We start from the raw sequence: 20,641 nt of genomic DNA, 5'->3' as shown, positions 1-20,641 counted from the left end.
TTCGGTTAAGCTGCTAGCGAGAGAACATAAAGATTTAGCGGACGAACTAGGCATAGAAGTGCAACGGATCTACAAATGGCGAAAGGCAAAACAGCTACCTTGCCTAAGGTTGAACAACCAATACCTGATGATACTTTAGCGCTTAAAAGACTGCGCAAAGCTCTTAAAAAAAAGGAATTTGAACTGCAAATATTAAAAAAAGCCGTGCAGATCTTCTCCAAGAGCGATGGGAAGTCTATGGATTTATAACCAGCTATAAGCATTTGTACCCTATCGAGAAGATGTATAGAATTTTTAAAGTAAGTAGGAGCTATTTTTTATAGATGGTACACAAGCGGTCCATCCAAACGGACATTGGAACATAGTTTATTTACAGATTTGATAAAAAAGGAATTTGACTTGAGCAAACAGCGTTATGGCTCCACAAGAATTGCAGAACAGCTAAAATGTAAAGGATACCTTGTGTCTAGACGCAGAGTGGCTAAAATTATGAGAGCGAACAATTGGGTGAGCAAACACAAAAGGAAGTTTAAAGCGACTACAGATTCCAATCGCAAATATCCGGTTTGCAGAAATTTACTCAATAGAAACTTTAATCCCTATAGGTTAAATGAAACTTGGGTCAGTGACATTACTTATATCCAGACCAATCAAGCTTGGCTGTACTTAACCACTATTATTGATTTATTTGACAGGCAGGTAATAGGTTGGTCATTAAGTACAAGCCTGCATACCAATCAAACCATTATACCGGCATGGAAAATGGCTACTAGTAAGCGGAAGGTAAACAGGGATTTACTATTTCACTCAGATAGAGGGATGCAATATGCCTCAAAAGCATTTAGGACATTTATTAAATCTAACCCTCTGGTAACCCAATCCATGAGCAGGAAAAGCAATTGTTGGGATAATTCCGTAGCTGAGTCTTTCTTTAAAACCTTAAAAGTAGCACTTATTTATGATGATGATTTTAAAACTATAGAGCATGCTAAAAACTGCCATCTTTGAGTACATCGAAATAGGGTACAACAGAAAACACTTACACTCCTTTTGGAATATAAAACTCCTTATGAAATAGAAAAAGAATTTTATCAATTAAAAATGTAGATAGGTCTTAAAAAATTTGTTCAACCTTTTGTTGCAAATCCATTGCTAATACTCCTATTTTTTTAAGTCAGTTTTCTATAAAATAGAAGAACCAAGACACCAACTATTTAAGTTCTCAATTCAACCCCCATTAAATCAATTCTCTATTTATTAAATGCAGCGCCCTACTCAATTATAGTTTTCAATTCCTTCCTGCAACCAGGCTAGATACGATTCCATATCCGGATTGTATGCAGTGGGTTCATTGAGTTTATTTCCTTCTGAGTCCACAAGTACGTAATATGGCTGGGCATTTGCTTTATAGTGTTTAATTTGAAAATCACTCCATTTGTTTCCTATGGTCTTAATCTTCTTGCCGGTGGTTTCTGAAACATATTGATCCACTTCAGGAAGCTCTTTTTTATCGTCAACGTAAAGTGATATCAGCACCAGCTCATCCCGGAGTATCTGCTGGACCTGAGGTTCTGGCCATACCCGTTCTTCCATCTTGCGGCAGTTAACACAGGCATAGCCTGTAAAATCGAGCATTACCGGCTTGTTTACCTTCCTGGCATAGGCCATTCCGGCTTCATAATCTTTAAAGGTAATAAGATCTAAAGGTCCTAATTCTGCATGATCAGGAAGTTCTACAGAAGTTCCTGTCACCCCTTGAGTATTCCCTACCCCATAAGGAGACTCGCTATACTGCGTAGGTGGAGGGAAACCACTTATCCATTGTAGGGGAGCACCCCAAAGACCAGGGATCATATACACCACAAAGGCTAAAACAAAAAGCCCCAGACTCAATCTTCCTACCGAAATATGCTGTAAGGTACTGTCGTGTGGCAAGGTGATTTTCCCTAACAAATACAAAGCCAAAGCTCCAAAAACCGCAATCCAGATCGCTAAGAATGTTTCACGTTCTAATAAATGCAATTGAAGGACCAAATCTGCATTACTCAGGAATTTAAAGGCAAAGGCAAGCTCCAGAAAGCCCAGTACTACCTTCACTGTATTGAGCCAGCCCCCTGATTTGGGCAACGAGTTTAGCCAGCCGGGGAAAGCAGCAAACAAAGCAAACGGCAAGGCTATTGCCAGCGAAAAGCCCAGCATCCCAATAATGGGAGCGAGACCGCCCTTTGATGCCGATTCTACCAGCAGAGTGCCCACAATGGGCCCTGTGCACGAAAACGAAACAATAGCCAGGGCAAGCGCCATAAAAAAGATGCCGATAATGCCCTCACGGTCTGCTTGCGAATCGATCTTGGTAGCCCACGAACTGGGAAGAACCAATTCAAAAGCTCCCAGAAAAGAGCACGCAAAAAAGACTAACAGCGCAAAAAAGACCAAATTAAAGACCACATTAGTAGAGAGCGCATTGAGCGAATCGGCACCAAAGATCGCAGTCACCACAGAACCCAGTACCACATAAATCACGATGATAAAAAGCCCGTAGAGCAACGCATTTTTAATTCCGCTAGCACGGGTTTTACTCTGTTTTGTAAAAAAGCTCACGGTCATCGGTATCATTGGGAACACGCAAGGCGTGAGCAAAGCCGCAAAACCACCTAAGAAACTTAAAAAGAAAATATTGAGTAACCCACGGGATTCTGAAGCTGAATCTTCGGCTTCAGGTAATGTTGAAACCATACCCCCTGTAATTGAACCTGTAGCAGTTTCTGCCGTAGTCTCTTCAGTAAGATTGAAGGTTAATTCTTCTTCATCAGGAGGTAAACAGCGGGTATCGTCACAAACCATATATTCTACAAACGCCAGAATGCGCCCTACTTCTTCTGTAACTTCAATCTTCTGTTTAAAGACCGCGCTGTTTTCAAAATATTTGATTTCCATTTCAAAAATAGGATCTTGTATATCCTTTCCTTCCCCCTCTTGCGTATTACCTACAATCCTAAAGTCACCGCTACTGTCATCATACATAAAACTCGTAGGTACGGGACCCCCATCTGGAACTTGTTGCGAATATAAGTGCCAGCCTGCATCAAGGCTTGCTGTAGCTATGAGTAAATATTCGGTATCTGAAATCTTTTCAGTTTCGGTAGTCCATTTAATGGGATCTACAACCTGTGCTTCAATTTCAGACGAAAAAGAAAGAATAATTAATAGAAAAGAACAAATAAACCTTAGTGTACTGTACATGGGTTTTAGTTTATGTTGAACGTTAAATCTTCTCTGGTGGGAGGTAAACAGCGGCTGTCGTCACATACCATAAAGGTCACGCTGCCTTTTATCTCAAAAGCTTGTGTATTGCGCAGCTTGATGCGTTGCGTAAATACTGCCCTATCTGCGAAATAGGTGATCTTCATTTCAAAAATAGGATCGTTAACCGTATGGCCTTTTTCTTCGGTTGTATTTCCTTTTTTGAGGTAATTGGGGTTTCCTTCAAACAAAAAGCTGGTTGCCACAGGACCTCCTTCGGGTACAGACTGGGAATACAGGTGCCAGCCTTTTTCAATTTTGGCGGTGGCGATCAAGTCGTATTCTGAATCTGATACTTTTTTAACCGAAGTTTCCCAGGTAACCGGTTCAAAAATTTGTGCGTGTACGTAACCGGTTATAACAAACAGCAACAAGAAGATTTTAGTTTTCATCGTATTATGAATTTATAATTAGTATTAAATATCAGGGCTTCCCTAGAGCAGCCCTGATTAGTTCCTTCCTTACTAAATGGCTAATTCAAATAAAAAAAGATACTACATCTGACTTTTAGATTTGCCAGAATGTTGAGTGCTATTGCAACACAAAAATTAGTAGTATGACCCGTTAACCGTTATCATAAGTGATATGCAATAGCTTTAAATATGTCTGGAAAATGTTTTGGCTCCTTTAGAGACGTTAACACAGGTCTCAATATTGTTTTAAAATAGCTCCCCCTTGCAGTTCAGGCGTTATGACCACTTGAAAAGACTGCCCCTTTTCTTGGATTCTTTGCCCCCTATTTTGAATGAGGTAATAACTGCCGGCATCTTTGACCCCATCGGTGCTTTTTGTGTAATAAGTCATGCCCACTGGCAAGACGCCTTTTACAAGGGTGGTATCGCGAGCGAGTGGAGCATAATCTGAGTCTTGAGCATAAACCGCCAGACTAAGCAGTAAGCAATAAAAAAGACTACGTGCCATTTTGATTTTCATAGTTGTTCGCTTTGATTGTGTGCGCATTTCATCTGGGATTGAGCTTCCCAGAAAGCCTTGTTATTGAGGTGTGCTTTTATTATTGAGATTAACCGTAAATTTTTTAGTTGCGGGAAGCAAGCACATTTGGTTTGTACATGCCATAAACCTGAGCCTGGCATTTAAGTGCGCCTCGTTATCTGCCTTTAATTTTACAACCTGGGTAAAAGTCACCCCCTTGGAATAGTAAGGAAGGGGCTTATCTCCCTGTTGTTCTTCACCTTTCTCCGCTATGGCTCCTATTAACTCCAGATTTGGGTTTTCTTCAAAAGTTAATGTTGTGGGCATCCCCATACCCCCGGTGGCTCCTTTTTGAGAATAAATGTGATAGGTTGCATCAATAGCAGCGGTAAATTGAACTTTATAGGTTAACTCATCAATACGCTTAGTGCTTACTTCCCACTTGACGGGGTACTTAGCCTGAGAAAAGCCGTTTAAGGCCAAAAGGTTAAGTAGGAATAAAAAAATAATCCGTTTCATATATGCTGTTTTAAAAGTTTTTTCTTTGTCCCTTACCGGCTATACAAAAAAAACCGTGTTAATAACTGGTTGCTATTAGGGTTAAAAGCCTTTTCGGGCTATTTCAATCATTTGCGCAAGTTCTTCTGCTGCGGCCTCCATATCGCCTTCAAAACCTTCCAACTGAAAACGTATTATTCCTTCAGGGTCAATGACAAATTTTGCAGGAATCCCGGTTACCTCAAATGCTGTTACCGCCGGGGGTAATTGGGTTTCAGGATTTATGGCATCTATATACAAATCAAAATCATAGCCTCGTTTATCCAAAAATTTTTTAGAATGGGACAAAGGATCTTTAACATTCTCCCAGGTATCGATAAACAGGAATTCTACTTCCGGATTATTGACATAACGGTCAGCGGCTAACTGCATTGCAGGGAACGAAGCCACACAGGGGCCGCACCAGGTTGCCCAAAAATCAAGAACTATCGTCTTACCTTTAAAATCTTCAAGAGTCACTTTTTTACCGTTAACATCGATTACCGAAAAGTCCGGTGCCGGTTTATTGACGCTAAACGCTGCTACATTAGATTTGATCTTCTCGATAAACTTTTGGTATAGGGAATCTATATATGCTTCAACATCCTTATCAGGATATAACTTTGCATATCCCAATCTCACCTGATCCAGATACATTTTCTCATTCTTACCTGCTTCAATCATTCCAGCCAGTACAGGAAGGCTTTTCTCATAATTCCCTTTTAAACTCGCAGACAGATACGCATAAATTTCAACGACTTCACGGTTCTCACTGGTATCTTCCAGATTTTCATAAGCCTCCTGAATGTATTTAAACGACTTTTCATCATACCCAGATTTAAAAAGCAATTTGCCATACATCTTTAGGTACTCGTTATAAATAGCTTCAGACAGGTTATTCTTCTTCATCTGGCCCTTAAGCTTTTTAGCCTGATCCAGATTTTGTGTTGCTAGTTTTAATGCTTGTTCTTGATCTATTGGAATGAACAATTCCAGACTAGAAAGCAATGCACCTACCCTATATACGGGGTCTTCAATGGTATTGATATAACTCATCATTTTTTCAGCATCAGGGACTTCGGCAAAGCTCATCGCGACCAGGTTTTTTTCAAAATCCAGGTTTGCATCGGGATATTCCTGCTGTATTTTAAAAAAATGCTCCTCGACTTCCTGCGCACTTTCGAGATTCCGGAAAGACATCACTCGTGCAAAACGTGCTTGCTGCGATTCCGGATACTTCTTATTTAACAGTTTGATGATTTTCTCACTTTTTTCATCATCAGTTCCATAAAACTGAATCAGTTCAAACAATTCGATTGCCGTACCATTTTCTCGGATGCTTTTGATCTTTTCCGCGCGTTTTTCTGCATTTGTCTGCTTCTTTAAGACCGAAAGAACCGATTCCTGATCATCAACATCCTGTGCAAATGCACAGGCATTCATGCTGATTAAAACGAAAAACACTATTCTTTTTAGTTGTAACATCTATATAATTGCGTTTTATAAAAGTTCACAGGAGCCTTTTCCGATTGCTCATAATAGCTATTTGGACTAAAGGATGATGTGAACAGTGGTGTTATTTTTTTAGGGAAGGAGCGTGTTCCTTGATGATTTCGATCATGGCTTTTACTTTATAATATTCTCCATCGGTAGAGCCTGCATAGGCTATATTATAAAAGCGAATAGTACCCTGTGGATCAAATACAATTTTAGTGGGAGTTGCAACTACATTATAGGCTAGGTTTTCTTCATCATGAAGAACGTCCAGATCAATTCCTTTTTTCTTTACAAAACTTTTCACATCTTCCTGGAATTCAAAAAGATTGATGATGTAAAGTTGAAAAGGTTCATCTTTATAATCTTCCACAACATTTTCAAATGCAGCAAAGCAAGCTACACAAGGCGTACACATAGTCGTCCAGAAATCAATCAACAGGATTTCGCCTTTATGATCTGCCAGATTCACCTTATTCCCGTTTAGATCGGGTAATGAAATATCATAAATATTCTTATCAGCAGAAAAGATTGTTAATTTTTCACCAGAACCATTAGGCGCATCTACTTTGCCCTCGTACGGAATTTCGACATCTGTGAGGTAGGTTTTTTTAATCTTATCATAATAGTGTTGATAGGCCTCTTCCCTAAGCTCTTTTATCAAGTCTTCACATCCGGCATCGGTACCTTTTAATTCTTTATAGACCTGTGCAAAAGTCTCCCTAAGCTTCGGTTTTGATTCTCCAGTTCTTACAGCCTTGACCAACGTATCCATCGCTCTTTGAGTTTCCCCGGCTGCAGCGAGTACTAGTGCACAGCGATCGTAATAGCTTGCTTTTGAATCCTTAAAATATTTAGAATCCCTAAACTCAGAAACGATTTCTGAGGACTTTTCCAAATTTTTCTTGGCCAGTGCAACATTACCCAGTTTAGCATTGGCCATTGCGTTAAGTTCCAGAAGCACCTGTAATCTTCCATTTGCAATCACGTCTATTTCATCTCGACTCTCAATCTTATCAATAACTTCTTGAGACACTTCAGCAATAACCGGCATATTTTCATTTTCAACTTCCAAATGCTCTAAGGCATAAACCAAGTTTATCAAAGCAATTGCAGAAAATTCAGGATTTGAACGGGTGTAAAATTTATACTTATCGGTATTGCCATGATCTAGATTTGCTATGGCTAAAGCAGTAAGATACGTGTCGTAGTCAGCATCTGGATTTGCCTTACGCATTTCTTCATAATACGCTTCCTGATCTTTAACATTTTCCAATGCATTAAATTCAGCATATGAATATTCTGGGGTCGTCCGGTTCTGCGCCAGTACGCTACCGGATATGAAAAGACCTATTATTAAATTTTTCATCGTGTGCTTATTTAGTTTTTTTTGATATTAAATTATTCAGTTTATCGTGCAGCGCCTTACCCTTTAGGCCCCTTCCCACGATATATCCATCGGGATTTATAAGGAAGTTATCGGGGATTGCTTCCACCCCGTAAGCTTTAGCTGCCTCATTATCGCCTCCTTTTAAATCGCTTACATGCTTCCAGGGTAGCTGGTCTTCCTGCACGGCTTTAAGCCAGGCCTCCTTATCGGTATCTATTGAGACCGCGAGAATATCAAAATTGCTATCCTTATACTTTTGATAAGCAACTAAAAGATTAGGATTTTCTGCCCTGCATGGAGCGCACCAACTCGCCCAAAAATCTAAAAGCACGTATTTACCCCTATAGGACTCAAGAGCAATGGGGTTGCTCTCAGGATCATTCATTGTAAAAACGGGTGCTTTCAGTTCTCCTGTTAGATAGGTTTTGGCTTCGTCCAAAGCAGGCTTCCAAGTCAAAACCTTTGCAGAATTTTTCATCCGCTCACTTAAAGCATCGTACATAGGAGCAACCAGATCGTATTGAATAGGACCTTGGGTAACTATATCCATCAAGTCAATGCTTACATAACGGTCTGGATACCGGTCTACAAATTCTCCAACCAGATTTTGAAAATCTTCCATACTTACGGCTCCATCCTTAGATTCTGCCAGTGATTTACTCATCTTCTCCCACTGAATCCAGGCTTGCTGTTCTTCTTTCCCTCCTTCATAGGAGGCGATACCTTTTTCATTAAACGTGATGTTTAGGGCACCATCCAGATAAAACAAAGCCACGTTGGCCATACCGGTAGCATCACTTTGTTCTTGTTCTTCTTTTTCAATCAGATTGAGTTCTGCAAGCTGGGGTCGATCCATGTTTCCTTCAAAACTGAACTTTCCATCCACTATCACTGTGGTATCTGCCTCATAAGGCCCTCCCTTTTCATCAGAGGGATAAGACATTATGGCCATTTCAAAATTTTTAGCTGCAGGAACTTGTCCTGATATGGAATAATCCCATTTGTTAATATTCTTTTCCTTACAACTCACTAAAGTACTTAAGGTCAGGAATAGTGCAAAATAGCTTTTCATAGTCATTGAATAGGTAATTAAGGATTTTCAATTAGATTTGGGTTTTGCGATAAAACCTGATCCCCAAATCGCAGTACGAAGCGGTCAGGAGTCAACTCATAGGTTTCCAGCACTTCCCCTTCCTCGTTATAAAGGTTGTGGCTATAGCCCACTAAATCACTATAATCGGGATCTACTGATAAGCGTCTCATATCAAACCATCTGTATCCCGTTAGTGCGAGTTCCCGCAAGCGTTCTTCAAAAATGAATGCTATGAGCTTATCCTTATCTGTGGCGATTACTGAAGGAACCTCAGCATCTTCAACGGGCATCCTTTTTGCTCTAAAAGTTTCTAATTTGGAAACCGCATCTTCTAAAAACCCTAATCGCGCGTTTGCCTCAATATTCAACAAATAGATGTCTGGAAGGTAAATCCCAAATTGCTGGAAGAGCGGCCCCATCTTTCGCAACATACCTTTAGGATAAAAGGGTTCAAAACCAAAGAATTCTGCATCTGAGTAAAAATTCAACCTTAAATCTGAAGAGTTGAAAAGGCTTGCTGTTTCTGGATTGATCACAAACTCATTCTGAACGTAAGACCACGCATTTACAAAACCTTTATCATAGAGCACTTCCTTATTTAAGTTTCTATTGATCGTAGCCGGACCAAAAAATGGACTGGCAGGTGTGAATACCCCTCCGTCAAGAAACTCTTCGTTATAATCATAAATCCCCAACTCAACCTGTGCATTCTTAGAATAGTCTGATGCTAAATCCAAATGCACCAAAGCCTTGTCAAATTTTTGCTGAGACATCAGTACTTTGCCATATAAAGCTTCGGCAGCAGCGGCAGATATCCTATTTCTATCTTTTACAGTTCTGGGAAGAAAAGGAAGTGCCTGTTCAATATCATCGATGATAAAATCATAGACTTCCTGCACCGTATTTCGAGAAAAGTCGGTAGAACTGATGTCTGAATATTCAATAATAGGAAACCCTAAATCTGAAGAAGCAGTTGCTGCATCATAAGGCTTTCCATAATAATTGATGAGAATAAAATAACTCAATGCCCGGCCTACGCGCGCTTCTGCTTCAAGTTGTTCTCTTAGCTCATCGGTACCGTCAACGGTAGCGCCTACTTCATTAATAATTTTATTATAAGAATATAATGAGGTCATTGAGGTTTGCAATTCCTGCGGTTTTTGATCCGAATTATATATGTCTGCCTCCCATTTGAAGAATCTGCGTTCGCGTAGCTCTATAGTTGAAAAAAAAGGATCTACGGCCGCAACTTCATCTCCCATTGGCACCGATACATTTGAAGCTTCCCTTAATAAAGGGTCGTCAAGTAATAAATCATAATCATATACAGATTCTGCAATTAAGCTTCCTTTAGGGGTGACTTCGAGAAAATCATCATCACAAGAAACTGTCAAAGATCCAATTAGTATACAAGCTATTATTCCTGAATGAATAGTTTTAAAATTCATGAGTATCTTATTAAAAACGATTAAAGTGAAAGGTGAAGACCGAGAGCAATGCTCCCTTGATTGGTTTTTATAGCCCTTACTCCACGGCTTAAGGAGCTAAACTGAAATTCCGGATCAATGTCGTATTTGTTTGCGGTCCATAACAATAGGTTTGAAATCGAAAACCTTAAAGTCAGGTCTTTGACATTAATCTTTTGAAGAAACTCCTTAGGAAGCCCATAAGATAAAGTTATGTCCCTAATTTTTACATATGAAGCGTCTAATACATTTTGACTCCCTTTTATGTAGTAATCAATATCTCTGGTATCTCCAGAAAGTGTTCCGGTAGGGTCAAAGTATGGGATATTGGTCACAAGCTCATCACCAGGTTCTTTCCACCTGTTAGCAAAATCTGTAAATGGAACGTTTTCCAGCAAGCCTGAGAAATTGGTCGTAATATCCCTACGCATCACATGCCCGAGGTTGTAGATTGCATTGATACTAAGGTTAAAGCCTTTATAGCTGAATGTATTTGATAAGCCTCCGCTCCACACAGGTTGTGCAGTGCCCATAAATAAAATATCATCTGCAGCGGTAACGTTTGGTTCTTTGGTAATTGTACCATCCTGCAGTTGTACCAACGGGTCACCTTCAGCATCAAGGCCCTTATAGTCATAGGCAAAAACCGCAAAGGCCGGGAAACCCTTTAAATAAGCCAAGTCTACTTTTTGACCACCTGTGGTTACTTCTCCCGGCAATTCAAGCTCAGTAATTTTATTCTTGTTATATGCCATCGTGAGCAGCGTAGTCCAACTGAAGTTTTGGGTCTGTATATTCTTGGTGTTCAGAGTAAGCTCAATCCCTTTATTTTCTAAGGAACCAAAATTTCCAATGGCCGAAGAAAAACCTGAAAAAATATTGAGTGGCAACTGACCTAAAAGGTCTTCTGTCATCTTTCTATAGACATCGACAGAAGCATTGATGCGATCTAAAATACCAAAATCAATTCCCAAGTTTAAACTGTTAGTCCTCTCCCATGTTAATTTGGGATTACCGGGTGTCCTAATTGTCAAAGGAATGCGATTGCTTAATACCGTATATTCAGTCTGTGGCCTTAGAACATCATAAGTTGATGAAACTCCGGGAGTTGGCGCGTTTCCGGTAATACCATAGGTAGCTCTCAGGTCCAGAAAATTGAGGTTTGTCACACCAGATAAAAAGCTTTCCCTTCCTAGGGCCCATTTGGCACCAAGACTCCAGCTGGGTTTATTTTGGGCAGACTTATCTAAGCCAAACAAATTGCTCTGATCCCGTCTCCAACTACCGTTAAAAGTATATTTTCTATTAAAGGTATATCCTACATTGGCGTAGTAAGAGGTAAAACGGGTCAATATTTCAGATTGGGTAAAATAATCATCTGATAAAATACTTAGAGTTCCGGAATTAGGCATCACAGGATTCTCTAAACCTTCCTTCTCCAGAAAAGCATAATCTACTGGTACAGATGTTAGTAATAAGGGATTATACCCTCTAACCGTAGTGCTTGTAGACTCGGTCAACTGTTCCTGAGCTTCTTGCCCCAATAGCACACTAAGCTGATGTTTACCTTCATCCCAACTGTTATCATACGATATCTGGTTGCGTATGGTAAAGTTCTTATTGGTGGTATGTCCTTCGGTATACCGCCCTCCCGTTTCTGGTAAATAATAAACCGGATCATCGTCTGGAGTATCTGCCACTGTGAACTGCGCTAATTCACTTCGTACGATATAACTTTCAGGATTTATGTAATTGGTGCTTTTTCGTGCTCCCTGAATATAGCTATAAGTTCCTAAAAAGTTTAAATTTTCAAAAATCCCTACATCAACTCCGCCGATAAACCGGCCGTTAAAAACGTCAGATTTAAGATCAGCATAGTTGCGTTCATCCAGTGGGTTATAATTTAAGTTAACCCTGGACCTCGCTTCAAACTCGGCCCTCACATCTTCTGTAAGCGAGCCCATATAGGGTATTGAGATATTCCCCCCATTTTCATTTTGAAACAATTGATAGGGAAAGAACCCATAATCGATATCCATATTGTTCTTGGTTAAAGCTTTTGATTTAGTGAAGTCTGTAATCAAAAATGCACTAATCCGGTCATTGAACCTGTAATCCTGTCTAATGTTCAATTTAAACTGCTTATCTGAATCTCCCGGTCTGTTATTTTTAGTATCGGTATAAGCCACTGAAGAATAGATAGAATGCTTAACACCTCCTGCAGAAAGGGTTAAGGTATGGTTTGACTGCATGGCCTGCCTATACCACAGATCCCGTATTTGACCCCTGTTACTTAAATTGCTTAAACTATCTAAGCGCGCATTAGCAACATCACTTGATATTTCGCCTCTGTATTCTGCGTATAGTGTTCGCAAGTGTGGAGGGATACCTGAAGCTCCATAGGTATAGGCATTCAATTGTTCAAAGGGATAAGATTCCGGATCAAAAACCTCTAGCGCCGCTTTAATAAATGCTGCGCTGTTCATATAAGGTTGGTAACCCAATTCCGGGCGGCCCTGAATATTGGTAAACGCATCATAACTAATGGTCAACTTACTGTTATTCTTTGCCTTTTTAGTCGTTACAACAATAACGCCATTAGCGGCCCTCGCTCCCCAAATGGAAGCCGCGGTCGCGTCTTTTAAAACGGTGATATCTTCTACATCCTGAGGGTTTATAAATGAAATATTGTTCGTTGGGATACCGTCTACCACAAATAATGGGCTTCGGTTTGTGCCAGGGTTAATGTTGGTATCCCCGTCATAATCTGATGCAGAAACGTTATTTGCCCCAAATGTCCCAATACTCGTTAAACCTCTTATGAGATAAGGGTTTGAGGCTGCTCCAGGGGAGTTGTTTATGGTTAAACCGGCCACTAAGCCATCTATCCGTTGAAGGATATTCATGGAGTAGGCGCGGTCTTTGGCAATGCTCATTTCTGGCTTGGAAAAAGAACCCGCGCTGCGTTCCTTCGCAATTTTTTGATACCCTGTAGATACTAATTCTACTGCATTAAGCTCTGTTACATCAGGTTCAAGGACAACATTAACAACCAGTCTATCACCCACTAGGACCTCCTTGTCTTTAAAACCCAAAGAGGTAAATACCAATACATTATTAACAGATTTAACTGAAATTTTATAGTACCCATCAAAATCAGTCGTTACCCCTTCAGTTGTTCCCTTTATGTGTATGTACACATAAGGAATAGGGGTTCCACTGGCATCAGTAACAGTTCCTGACACACTAATTTGATCGCCCAATTTGCTTTTTTCGATAATTATCGTATTTCCCTCTGATAACACCACATCGAATTGAGATTCAGGAATACTTTGTTCGATAAGTTTATCTACTTTGATTAAACCTTTAAGCAGTTTTACTTTAGGCAAATCTGCAAATAATCCTGCCGGATACAGGAAATTATACTTGGTCTGGTCTGTAATTAACTGAAAGACCTCGTCTACTGTAATTTCACTGGACGATTCAATGCTTACTTGGGCCTGCGAATAACTCGTCTCTGCATTAAAGCCTAAAGCCGTGGTAAAAAATAAAAGTAAAAATGTCCTCATTATTATCAATAAGAATTGCTTCCTTACCCTAAAAACTAATTTAGGGCTACAGACATTAAACAATTTAATTTTCATAAATTTGGAATGTATTGGTTAGTAATTGCTTTAACTGATCAAATTATAAGGGACGAAGTTTGAACCTGCGAAAATTTGAACTTCGCTCCCTTTTTTATTTATAAATTGTGTGTTTTAGTAAAAAGTGAATTTGCTACCTTAATCGTACTAGCTTTTCATTAATTTCATAGTTTTCTATAATCCCAAAATTTTTAATCCTATCAAGTATCTCAGTTATCTCCTGATCCTTCTGAATTCTACCTACAAATTTCACATCCTCTAATTCCGCATTCTCAAAAATCACATCCATATCGTACCAGCGGCTAAGGACCTGCATAATTTGTTTAAGATTTTTTTGTCTAAAAATAAATTCACCTGTTAACCAACCTATCTCCTCCTTCAAATTCACCGTATGAATTGATAACGCATAGGTATTGTCATTTAGAATTGCTTGTTGCTGGGGTTGAAGAATATGCTTTCCGCGTGGTGTATTAAGCTGAACCTTCCCTTCCACCAAAGTCGTAAAGATTTTATCTTCATTAGAATAAGCTTTAATGTTAAACTCTGTACCCAAAACTTGTATTTCCTGTTCATTATGAATAACCCTAAAATCTGCTCCCTGATGACTCTCACTGGGAGAAACTTCAAAAAAGGCTTCTCCATAAAGTAATTCAACAACACGACTTTGAGACTTAGGAAAATGAACTGGATATTTAAGCTTAGACTCAGAGTTTAACCACACTTTGGTCTCATCAGCTAGCTTAACAAAGAACTGACCACCGCGGGGTACCGTTAAATAATTATAAGCAATTTCAGTATCCTCTTTTGCAGAACTTTGAACATACTCAAGCCCTTCACTACTACGTACTGCATTTTGAGTATGTAACGCACTGCCTTCTTCCAGAGCTACTTCCTTACCAGTTTCCAGAAGTAAAATAGCATTATTTCTTACTGGTTTAATTTCATTATTAATAACTACTGGAACAGTATCTGAATCCTGCCCTTTCTTCAATAAGATAGAAAGGGATATAATTATCAAAACAGATGCTGCTAGCCCAGAAATACGAGTCCATAACTTTCGAACCCTTTTTTTCTGTTCCATTTTACGGATTTTAAAAAGAAGCTCTCTCTTTTCATTTTGTGTATTAAAATCTTCCATAATATGATCTATAGCGTAATCAATATGCACAAGAGATTTAAACTCTTTTGCGTTAACAGGAGTTTTAAGCCACTGAGACAACTCATCCAATTCTTGCTCTGAGGCCGTCTGGTTTAAATACTTTACAATAAGATATCTTGCTTTGGACTTCATTAAAACTCTATTATGTTATACCTATATTAAGATTGCCAAATGAAACACCCCTAACGAATTAATAATTTTTTCATAATTTTATCATAATTAACAAAATATCCTCAATGCAATGAAAAGAAAAGCTAAAATAATTTACACAAATGACGCTAAATTAATAGAAGGGTTACGACGAGGTGAAGAAGCAGCTTACGCATTCCTAATGGATTGCTATCATCATAAACTTTGTCTTTATGCCAATAGTTTTTGTAAAGATCGCAGTTTAGCTGCGGACATGGTTCAAAACGTAATGCTCCGTTTATGGAAAAAAAGAACTTCACTTAAAACCGATTTAAGCCTTCGTAGTTTTCTATACCGTTCTGTTTACAATGAATTTTTAGATCAATACAAACACCGAAAATTTATTCTAAATCTGGAAAAAGAATATATGACGGCTGTAAACACACTGTTAGAAGAAGAATCCAACCTAGACAGATTGATTCAGCAAGTAAGGAAAGAAATCGATAATCTACATCCCAGATGTAAGGAGATATTTTTATTAAGCAAATATGAGGGACTAACTAATCTGGAAATAGCAGAGCATCTTAATCTTTCTATTAAAACCGTTGAAAACCAAATGACTCGAGCTTATGCTCAACTGCGAGATAAAATAGGTGAAAAAATGCAAAGTATTCTCTTTTTGTTGTTTGAAATACCAAAAAAACTAAAACAGCCGACATAACAAAAAATTTAATATCTGTAAATTATTAGGTATAAATCAGGCAGTAAGGATATAAAAAGTTAAAAAATTAACAGGTCAAAGAATAGATAATAGAAAAAACATAATTCTACGTTTAAGGCTGAGTTCAATACGTTCTCCATTGACGGTAATTCGTGCATAAAGGGGAGGAGTACAATTTTTGGCTTTCCATGATTTAGGAATAAAAAGAATTCCAAAGCTTACGGCATTTTTCATAGTGTTTCGTTTTCAAATTAGACAAAAGGCGTGAAAACGAAAGTCAAATCAATATGAACAACAAGATAACTAAAAAAAAGGTCGCCGAATCGGACTCATTTTTTAATGATTGCAAATGATATGAAAAACCATCTAAAAACAGAAAAACCTTGAAAATCAATATATTAACAAGGTTTTTTATACTATTTTACTATGGTCTTGGTCGGGGTGGCAGGAAATCTAAACCAAAAATTTTGGTAGGATTTACGCCACTTTATCGTCAAATTTTAGCAAGCATTCACCGAATCATTCATAAAAATCAAAAGAGCCTAAATAGCGACAAATCTTATGCATCTATTTAGTTCAAATATAATAATTTACTACGTTATGATAATAATAAAGCTGAGATTCGTAAAAAAAATTCTTTATTTACATTAAGCGCCCTGCATATTTACAAACAGTTTGATTTTAAGGGAAGCTTACAAGGGATATCTATGAACGAATAATAGCTAAAGGTAAAAGTAAAAAGCTTGCGTTTATTGCAGTCTGTAATAAACTACTAAAGTAAGCTTTTGCAGTAACTACATCAGGTTTACAATACCATGAAAATTATACGTCAAAATTAGGAAAAAATGCTTGGAAGTTAGCTTAGTTCTTTTTGTATGCCGTTTTCTTTTTTTTACTAATAAGATTATCAACTCTATCTAAAAAAGCATTTTCACTCTCCATTATTTCGTGCATTGACATGCTTGAGTCTACTGAAATGCCATCAACTACAAATCCATTGTTATGTTGACTTTGTCCAAATAAATTGTTGGAATGAGCTTTTGTAGTATTTATGTTTTTACCTAGAGGATATATTAGCCCACCAAACAAAACATGAGGTTGATAATATTGTATGTAGGAGTGAATTTGATAAAAGTCAATTCTATCTATATCTTGTTTGCGTAAGAGCATACTTTTGAATTTTGCATCCAACACAATTACGTCTTTACTGTACTTATGTCTCATTACGATGTCTGGAAACATTTTCCGACCATAAAACATTGGTTCGTATGTATTAATCTCTTCTTGTCCTGTGATGTACCAATCCTCAAAATGTCTGTCTAGTAACTTTTCTAAATAAACTTCAAAGAGTTGGGCAATATCAAATAGATACCCCTTGGTTGAAAGATTGGAGTCAGAAGCCAGTTGCAAGCTTTTTTCTTTTAATATAATTTCAGCATAGCCTAGGACTTTCTTGTATCCATCAAACATGGGATTACTTAACACACTATGGGTTTTTGCTTTTTTTATAGTTGAGTTTTGAGGATACCGTCCAGAATAATGCTGTTTTAATAGTTGATCTACACCAAGCAATTTTCTCTTGATGGCGTTTCCGTAATTAGATTCTAACTGGAGGCAACATGCATATAGCACATCAATGATTTCTTGAACATAAATTTGTTCACGATAGGAAGTCGTAATTTTTCCAGTAAAGGGAATGTTGTTTTTTAAATGGGCGTTAACATCAATTTTACCTCGAACTTTATGTCCATGTTGCGATAATGTTTGATACGTTTTTGGTAATCCTAAAACGGATGCTCTTTCTAATGATTGAATAAACAGATACGCAATTATGTTTTGAAATTCATTGGTGTCATCCAATTGTTCAGCCAATGTGTTTTGATTGTCAACATATATATCGTTGACGTAGTTGAGCATACGATTTAAAAAATGTTTCCCGTATCGTGTAGTGATATTGAACTGACAGCTGTTATGATAAACAACTCCTGCAAAAAGCCCTGTTTGTACAATGAATTTTTTACTGCTATCTCGGTCTTCTTTTGCAAATAGCTTAAGAATCAATCGCTCTTCATCATCCAGCTTGTTTCTTTCTGGCTTGAACCTGAATAACTTTATTTGCTCCAATGAGCCCGACTTTGTAGTGAGTTCAAAAACCGAAGAGAATAGCTCTTTTTGAACCAATGTTTTTCTAGCACCAAATGCACTTTTCAAGTCACCCTCTGTTAGAGGCGACTCTTCATAAAAATTATGATTATTTGGTGACGTAAACTTCATTTATTTAGCTTGAATTTTAGAAGTGAATTTTTGTAGCGCTTCAGCTATTTTTTTATCCAACTCACTTTCTGGGTACATAGCACGTAGATACTCTTTGAACGTTGGTTGCAAATGCAATTTGAATAGCGTTTCTAGGTTTTTTGCAGTTATATTTTTTGAATTGGCTATAGATGTTATTTTCATAAAGAATGAATGGCCAAACTCATAAGATTTACCTAATCCTAATTCTTGGCTGATAAAGGTATTTAGCTTCTCACAACACTTTCTATATTCCTCTAGATTATTGAAATCGTCCCCGTTTCTGAATTTTACATCATTCTCAATGATATCATAATCACAGTCTTTTCTAATCCATTTGAATCTTCTTCTAAGTGCCAAATCAAAGGTGTCAATGCTTTTATCAACATCATTCATCATTCCTATAAAATAGACATTTTCAGGCACTCCAAAATACACTTGGTTGTCTTCGAAATGATAGGCCAAAGATTTACTTTCTGGATCATTTTTAATGAGATCCTCAATAAGTCCTGAATACTGTGTCTTCATTAAGTTGCTTCCATCCACAACGTTGTGTCTGTATTCTTTTTCCAGAAGAGATAAGGTTTCTCCAAAAACAGATGAGAGGTTGGCTCTGTTAATTTCATCTACGATAAAATAATAGGCGTTGGGTTCTCTTTTTTCAGCTTTAGCTTTCTCGCATTCTTTTTTAGCTCTTTTGCAGAACTTCTTAAACACGCCATCTACCAATTCAAATTTGATGTTTCCGTCTTTAGTAACGCCTTTTGGTTTAATTCCTTCTATAAAATCTTCATAAGTAAAGGAAGGGTGGAACTGTGCAATCTCGTATCTCGATTTATCTCCTTGGCAGAGGTATTTTAAACTGTTTCGTACTGCGTAAGTTTTTCCTGTGCCGGGAGGTCCGTAGAGTATCACATTGGGTGAATCTTGGTCTGCTATTCCCGATATAGTAGCATATTTCCACAAGAACCTAGAAAGCAAAACACCTTCAACTTGACTCTCAGTATCTATATCAAGCAAATTGTTTGCAATCACTCTAACCTCATGACCTTTGCCAATATTGGTAGCTTCATCACTAAACACAAATTCGTTATGCAGGTTGTTAATGGCCTCATCAGAATACATGGATAAAAACATGTTGTGATTATTCAATACTGCTATTTTTCTTAATACTTGCTTGGCGTGGTAATCACTATTTTCAATAGCTTGAATAATTTTTTCAGCATCAAAGCTACTCACTATGGCGTGTAATAAGGGCTTGATATTTTCATTAAAGATTTCGGTAGCTTGGTCTTTGCTATGAGTCGTTTGTTTTTCGCTTCTAGCTAATTCTTTCTTTATGGTATATGTGGTGCCATCTTCATTGAGTTTTACCATAAAGTTATTGGCATTCCCAGGTTTAGAAGAACCATAAATTACTCTTGTAGTCCTTTCTAAAAAGTTGCACAAATAACCACCAGGCATGGTAGCATCACTACTGTACTTTCTGTTCGTGTAATCATCAATGCTTAAACTGCCATCCATTATTTTTCCATGGTAGGTAGCCCACTGCGTTTGTAATTCATCAATTGCTTTCTGAATATCATTACGATCTGCCTCTGTGTATTCCTCTTTAAATTGTTTCCACAAAGATTTGATTTCTTCTTTTCTTTTATCTGAAAGTTTGATGTTTTCCATAAGTTTCTCTCTTGTTACTTTACCATACCAGTATTTTAGGAATAACCAGTTATTGGCAGACTCAAAAGTGGTTGGTGCATAAATGCCTTCTGTCCAGTTTTTATTGGTTATGTTTTTATACTCTTTTTTTATATGCCCTTTCTCGTCTATCGCAATAATGTTTACTTTTCTGCTGATGTGAAACCAAACAGACTCTTCATTATTTGGTAAGCACTCTTCTGCAATAGACACCAAAGCCAAGGGCGACCCTTCACTTCTTACCAGTACTACATCACCTATAGCCACTTCGTTTTTAAATTTTTCAGGCTGACCTCTATCATTATTCCAAGAATCACCCATGCCAATTATTTGATGATTTTGAATAATATCTAAAGCCCTTTTTCTATCTACAGTAGAACTATCACTTGGGTGCAATTGTATGTGCCAGTAGTTCATGTTAATATTTAGGTTGTAAGGTTTCTATACTCATATGCTCTTTTTTCTAATAACATACAATGGTTGCGATTAATCGTCTTAAGTTTAAATTCTCTAAATTTTGATAGTTAACCAGAAAGAACAAAAGAGAGGAGTAAGGTTATATGAACCGTAGGGACTTAAGATTCCGTCAACATTGATAATCCCCTCTCTTTTCTACTTTAATTTCGTTTAGTTCTATGAGACGTGGATCTCGTTTTTAAGTCGATGAAAACCAAAGTAGGTGTCCTTTCTTAATCACTTTCTTATGAATAAAAATAATCAAATTTATGGAGTAGACATCAGTAAAGGAGTATTTGATGTGGTCAACTCCACGGGGGAACATTTTC

At 37.8% G+C, this 20,641-nt stretch carries 15 protein-coding genes and 1 pseudogene; 4 read left to right on the top strand and 12 right to left on the bottom strand.

All coding sequences use genetic code 11. The features are described 5' to 3' along the window. The first annotated feature begins 75 nt into the window (after positions 1-75). Positions 76-249 carry a hypothetical protein gene (locus tag ACN0WI_RS14270; protein ID WP_417887715.1) on the top strand — a complete coding sequence of 58 codons (174 nt, stop codon included), beginning with the start codon at positions 76-78 and terminating at the stop codon, positions 247-249. A gap of 63 nt (positions 250-312) precedes the next feature. Further along, positions 313-1,008 (top strand): IS3 family transposase, encoded by a 696-nt coding sequence (locus ACN0WI_RS14265; RefSeq protein ID WP_417887762.1) that lies wholly within the window; start codon positions 313-315, stop codon positions 1,006-1,008. 267 nt (positions 1,009-1,275) lie between these two features. Here the strand turns inward: ACN0WI_RS14265 and ACN0WI_RS14260 are convergent, their stop codons facing one another. The 10 genes from ACN0WI_RS14260 to ACN0WI_RS14215 all read right to left on the bottom strand — a co-directional run bounded on the left by ACN0WI_RS14260 (position 1,276) and on the right by ACN0WI_RS14215 (position 15,151). Beyond that, entirely contained in the window at positions 1,276-3,243 is a 1,968-nt protein-coding gene (locus ACN0WI_RS14260) for a protein-disulfide reductase DsbD family protein (RefSeq protein ID WP_417887714.1), read from the bottom strand. A gap of 5 nt (positions 3,244-3,248) precedes the next feature. Beyond that, complete coding sequence (locus ACN0WI_RS14255) at positions 3,249-3,695, bottom strand: protein-disulfide reductase DsbD domain-containing protein (RefSeq protein WP_417887713.1); 447 nt, start codon at positions 3,693-3,695, stop codon at positions 3,249-3,251. A 256-nt stretch (positions 3,696-3,951) separates the two neighbouring features. Then, positions 3,952-4,236, bottom strand: coding sequence for a hypothetical protein (locus tag ACN0WI_RS14250; RefSeq protein ID WP_417887712.1), 285 nt, complete (start codon positions 4,234-4,236; stop codon positions 3,952-3,954). Positions 4,237-4,296: 60 nt separating this feature from the next. Next, positions 4,297-4,719 carry a protein-disulfide reductase DsbD domain-containing protein gene (locus tag ACN0WI_RS14245; RefSeq protein WP_417887711.1) on the bottom strand — a complete coding sequence of 141 codons (423 nt, stop codon included), beginning with the start codon at positions 4,717-4,719 and terminating at the stop codon, positions 4,297-4,299. Between the two features lie 117 nt (positions 4,720-4,836). After that, on the bottom strand, positions 4,837-6,258 hold the full coding sequence (locus ACN0WI_RS14240; RefSeq protein ID WP_417887710.1) for a TlpA family protein disulfide reductase: 1,422 nt from the start codon (positions 6,256-6,258) through the stop codon (positions 4,837-4,839). Positions 6,259-6,349: 91 nt separating this feature from the next. Continuing rightward, positions 6,350-7,543, bottom strand: coding sequence for a peroxiredoxin family protein (locus ACN0WI_RS14235; protein WP_417887709.1), 1,194 nt, complete (start codon positions 7,541-7,543; stop codon positions 6,350-6,352). 100 nt (positions 7,544-7,643) lie between these two features. After that, positions 7,644-8,729, bottom strand: a complete 1,086-nt coding sequence (locus ACN0WI_RS14230) for a redoxin domain-containing protein (RefSeq protein ID WP_417887708.1) — start codon at positions 8,727-8,729, stop codon at positions 7,644-7,646. A 17-nt stretch (positions 8,730-8,746) separates the two neighbouring features. Continuing rightward, positions 8,747-10,198, bottom strand: a complete 1,452-nt coding sequence (locus ACN0WI_RS14225; RefSeq protein ID WP_417887707.1) for a RagB/SusD family nutrient uptake outer membrane protein — start codon at positions 10,196-10,198, stop codon at positions 8,747-8,749. Positions 10,199-10,218: 20 nt separating this feature from the next. Beyond that, positions 10,219-13,785, bottom strand: coding sequence for a SusC/RagA family TonB-linked outer membrane protein (locus ACN0WI_RS14220; RefSeq protein WP_417887705.1), 3,567 nt, complete (start codon positions 13,783-13,785; stop codon positions 10,219-10,221). Positions 13,786-13,993: 208 nt separating this feature from the next. After that, positions 13,994-15,151: a FecR family protein gene (locus tag ACN0WI_RS14215; RefSeq protein WP_417887703.1), complete on the bottom strand. Its 1,158-nt coding sequence runs from the start codon at positions 15,149-15,151 to the stop codon at positions 13,994-13,996. A gap of 109 nt (positions 15,152-15,260) precedes the next feature. On the opposite strand from ACN0WI_RS14215, the gene ACN0WI_RS14210 reads away from it, so the two are divergent. After that, positions 15,261-15,869 carry an RNA polymerase sigma factor gene (locus ACN0WI_RS14210; RefSeq protein ID WP_417887701.1) on the top strand — a complete coding sequence of 203 codons (609 nt, stop codon included), beginning with the start codon at positions 15,261-15,263 and terminating at the stop codon, positions 15,867-15,869. 697 nt (positions 15,870-16,566) lie between these two features. Further along, a pseudogene (locus ACN0WI_RS14205) lies at positions 16,567-16,734 on the top strand (IS110 family transposase); the annotation flags it as partial. Here ACN0WI_RS14205 and ACN0WI_RS14200 read toward each other — a convergent pair. Beyond that, complete coding sequence (locus tag ACN0WI_RS14200) at positions 16,731-18,143, bottom strand: McrC family protein (RefSeq protein WP_417887699.1); 1,413 nt, start codon at positions 18,141-18,143, stop codon at positions 16,731-16,733. The pseudogene ACN0WI_RS14205 and the gene ACN0WI_RS14200 overlap by 4 nt on opposite strands. Next, positions 18,144-20,273, bottom strand: a complete 2,130-nt coding sequence (locus tag ACN0WI_RS14195) for an McrB family protein (RefSeq protein ID WP_417887697.1) — start codon at positions 20,271-20,273, stop codon at positions 18,144-18,146. Positions 20,274-20,641: the final 368 nt, after the last annotated feature.

This window comes from Zunongwangia sp., assembly GCF_048269745.1.
Classification (GTDB): Bacteria; Bacteroidota; Bacteroidia; order Flavobacteriales; family Flavobacteriaceae; genus Zunongwangia.
Note: the sequence above shows the minus strand (reverse complement) of the source record. Positions and strands in the feature narration are given on the sequence as shown.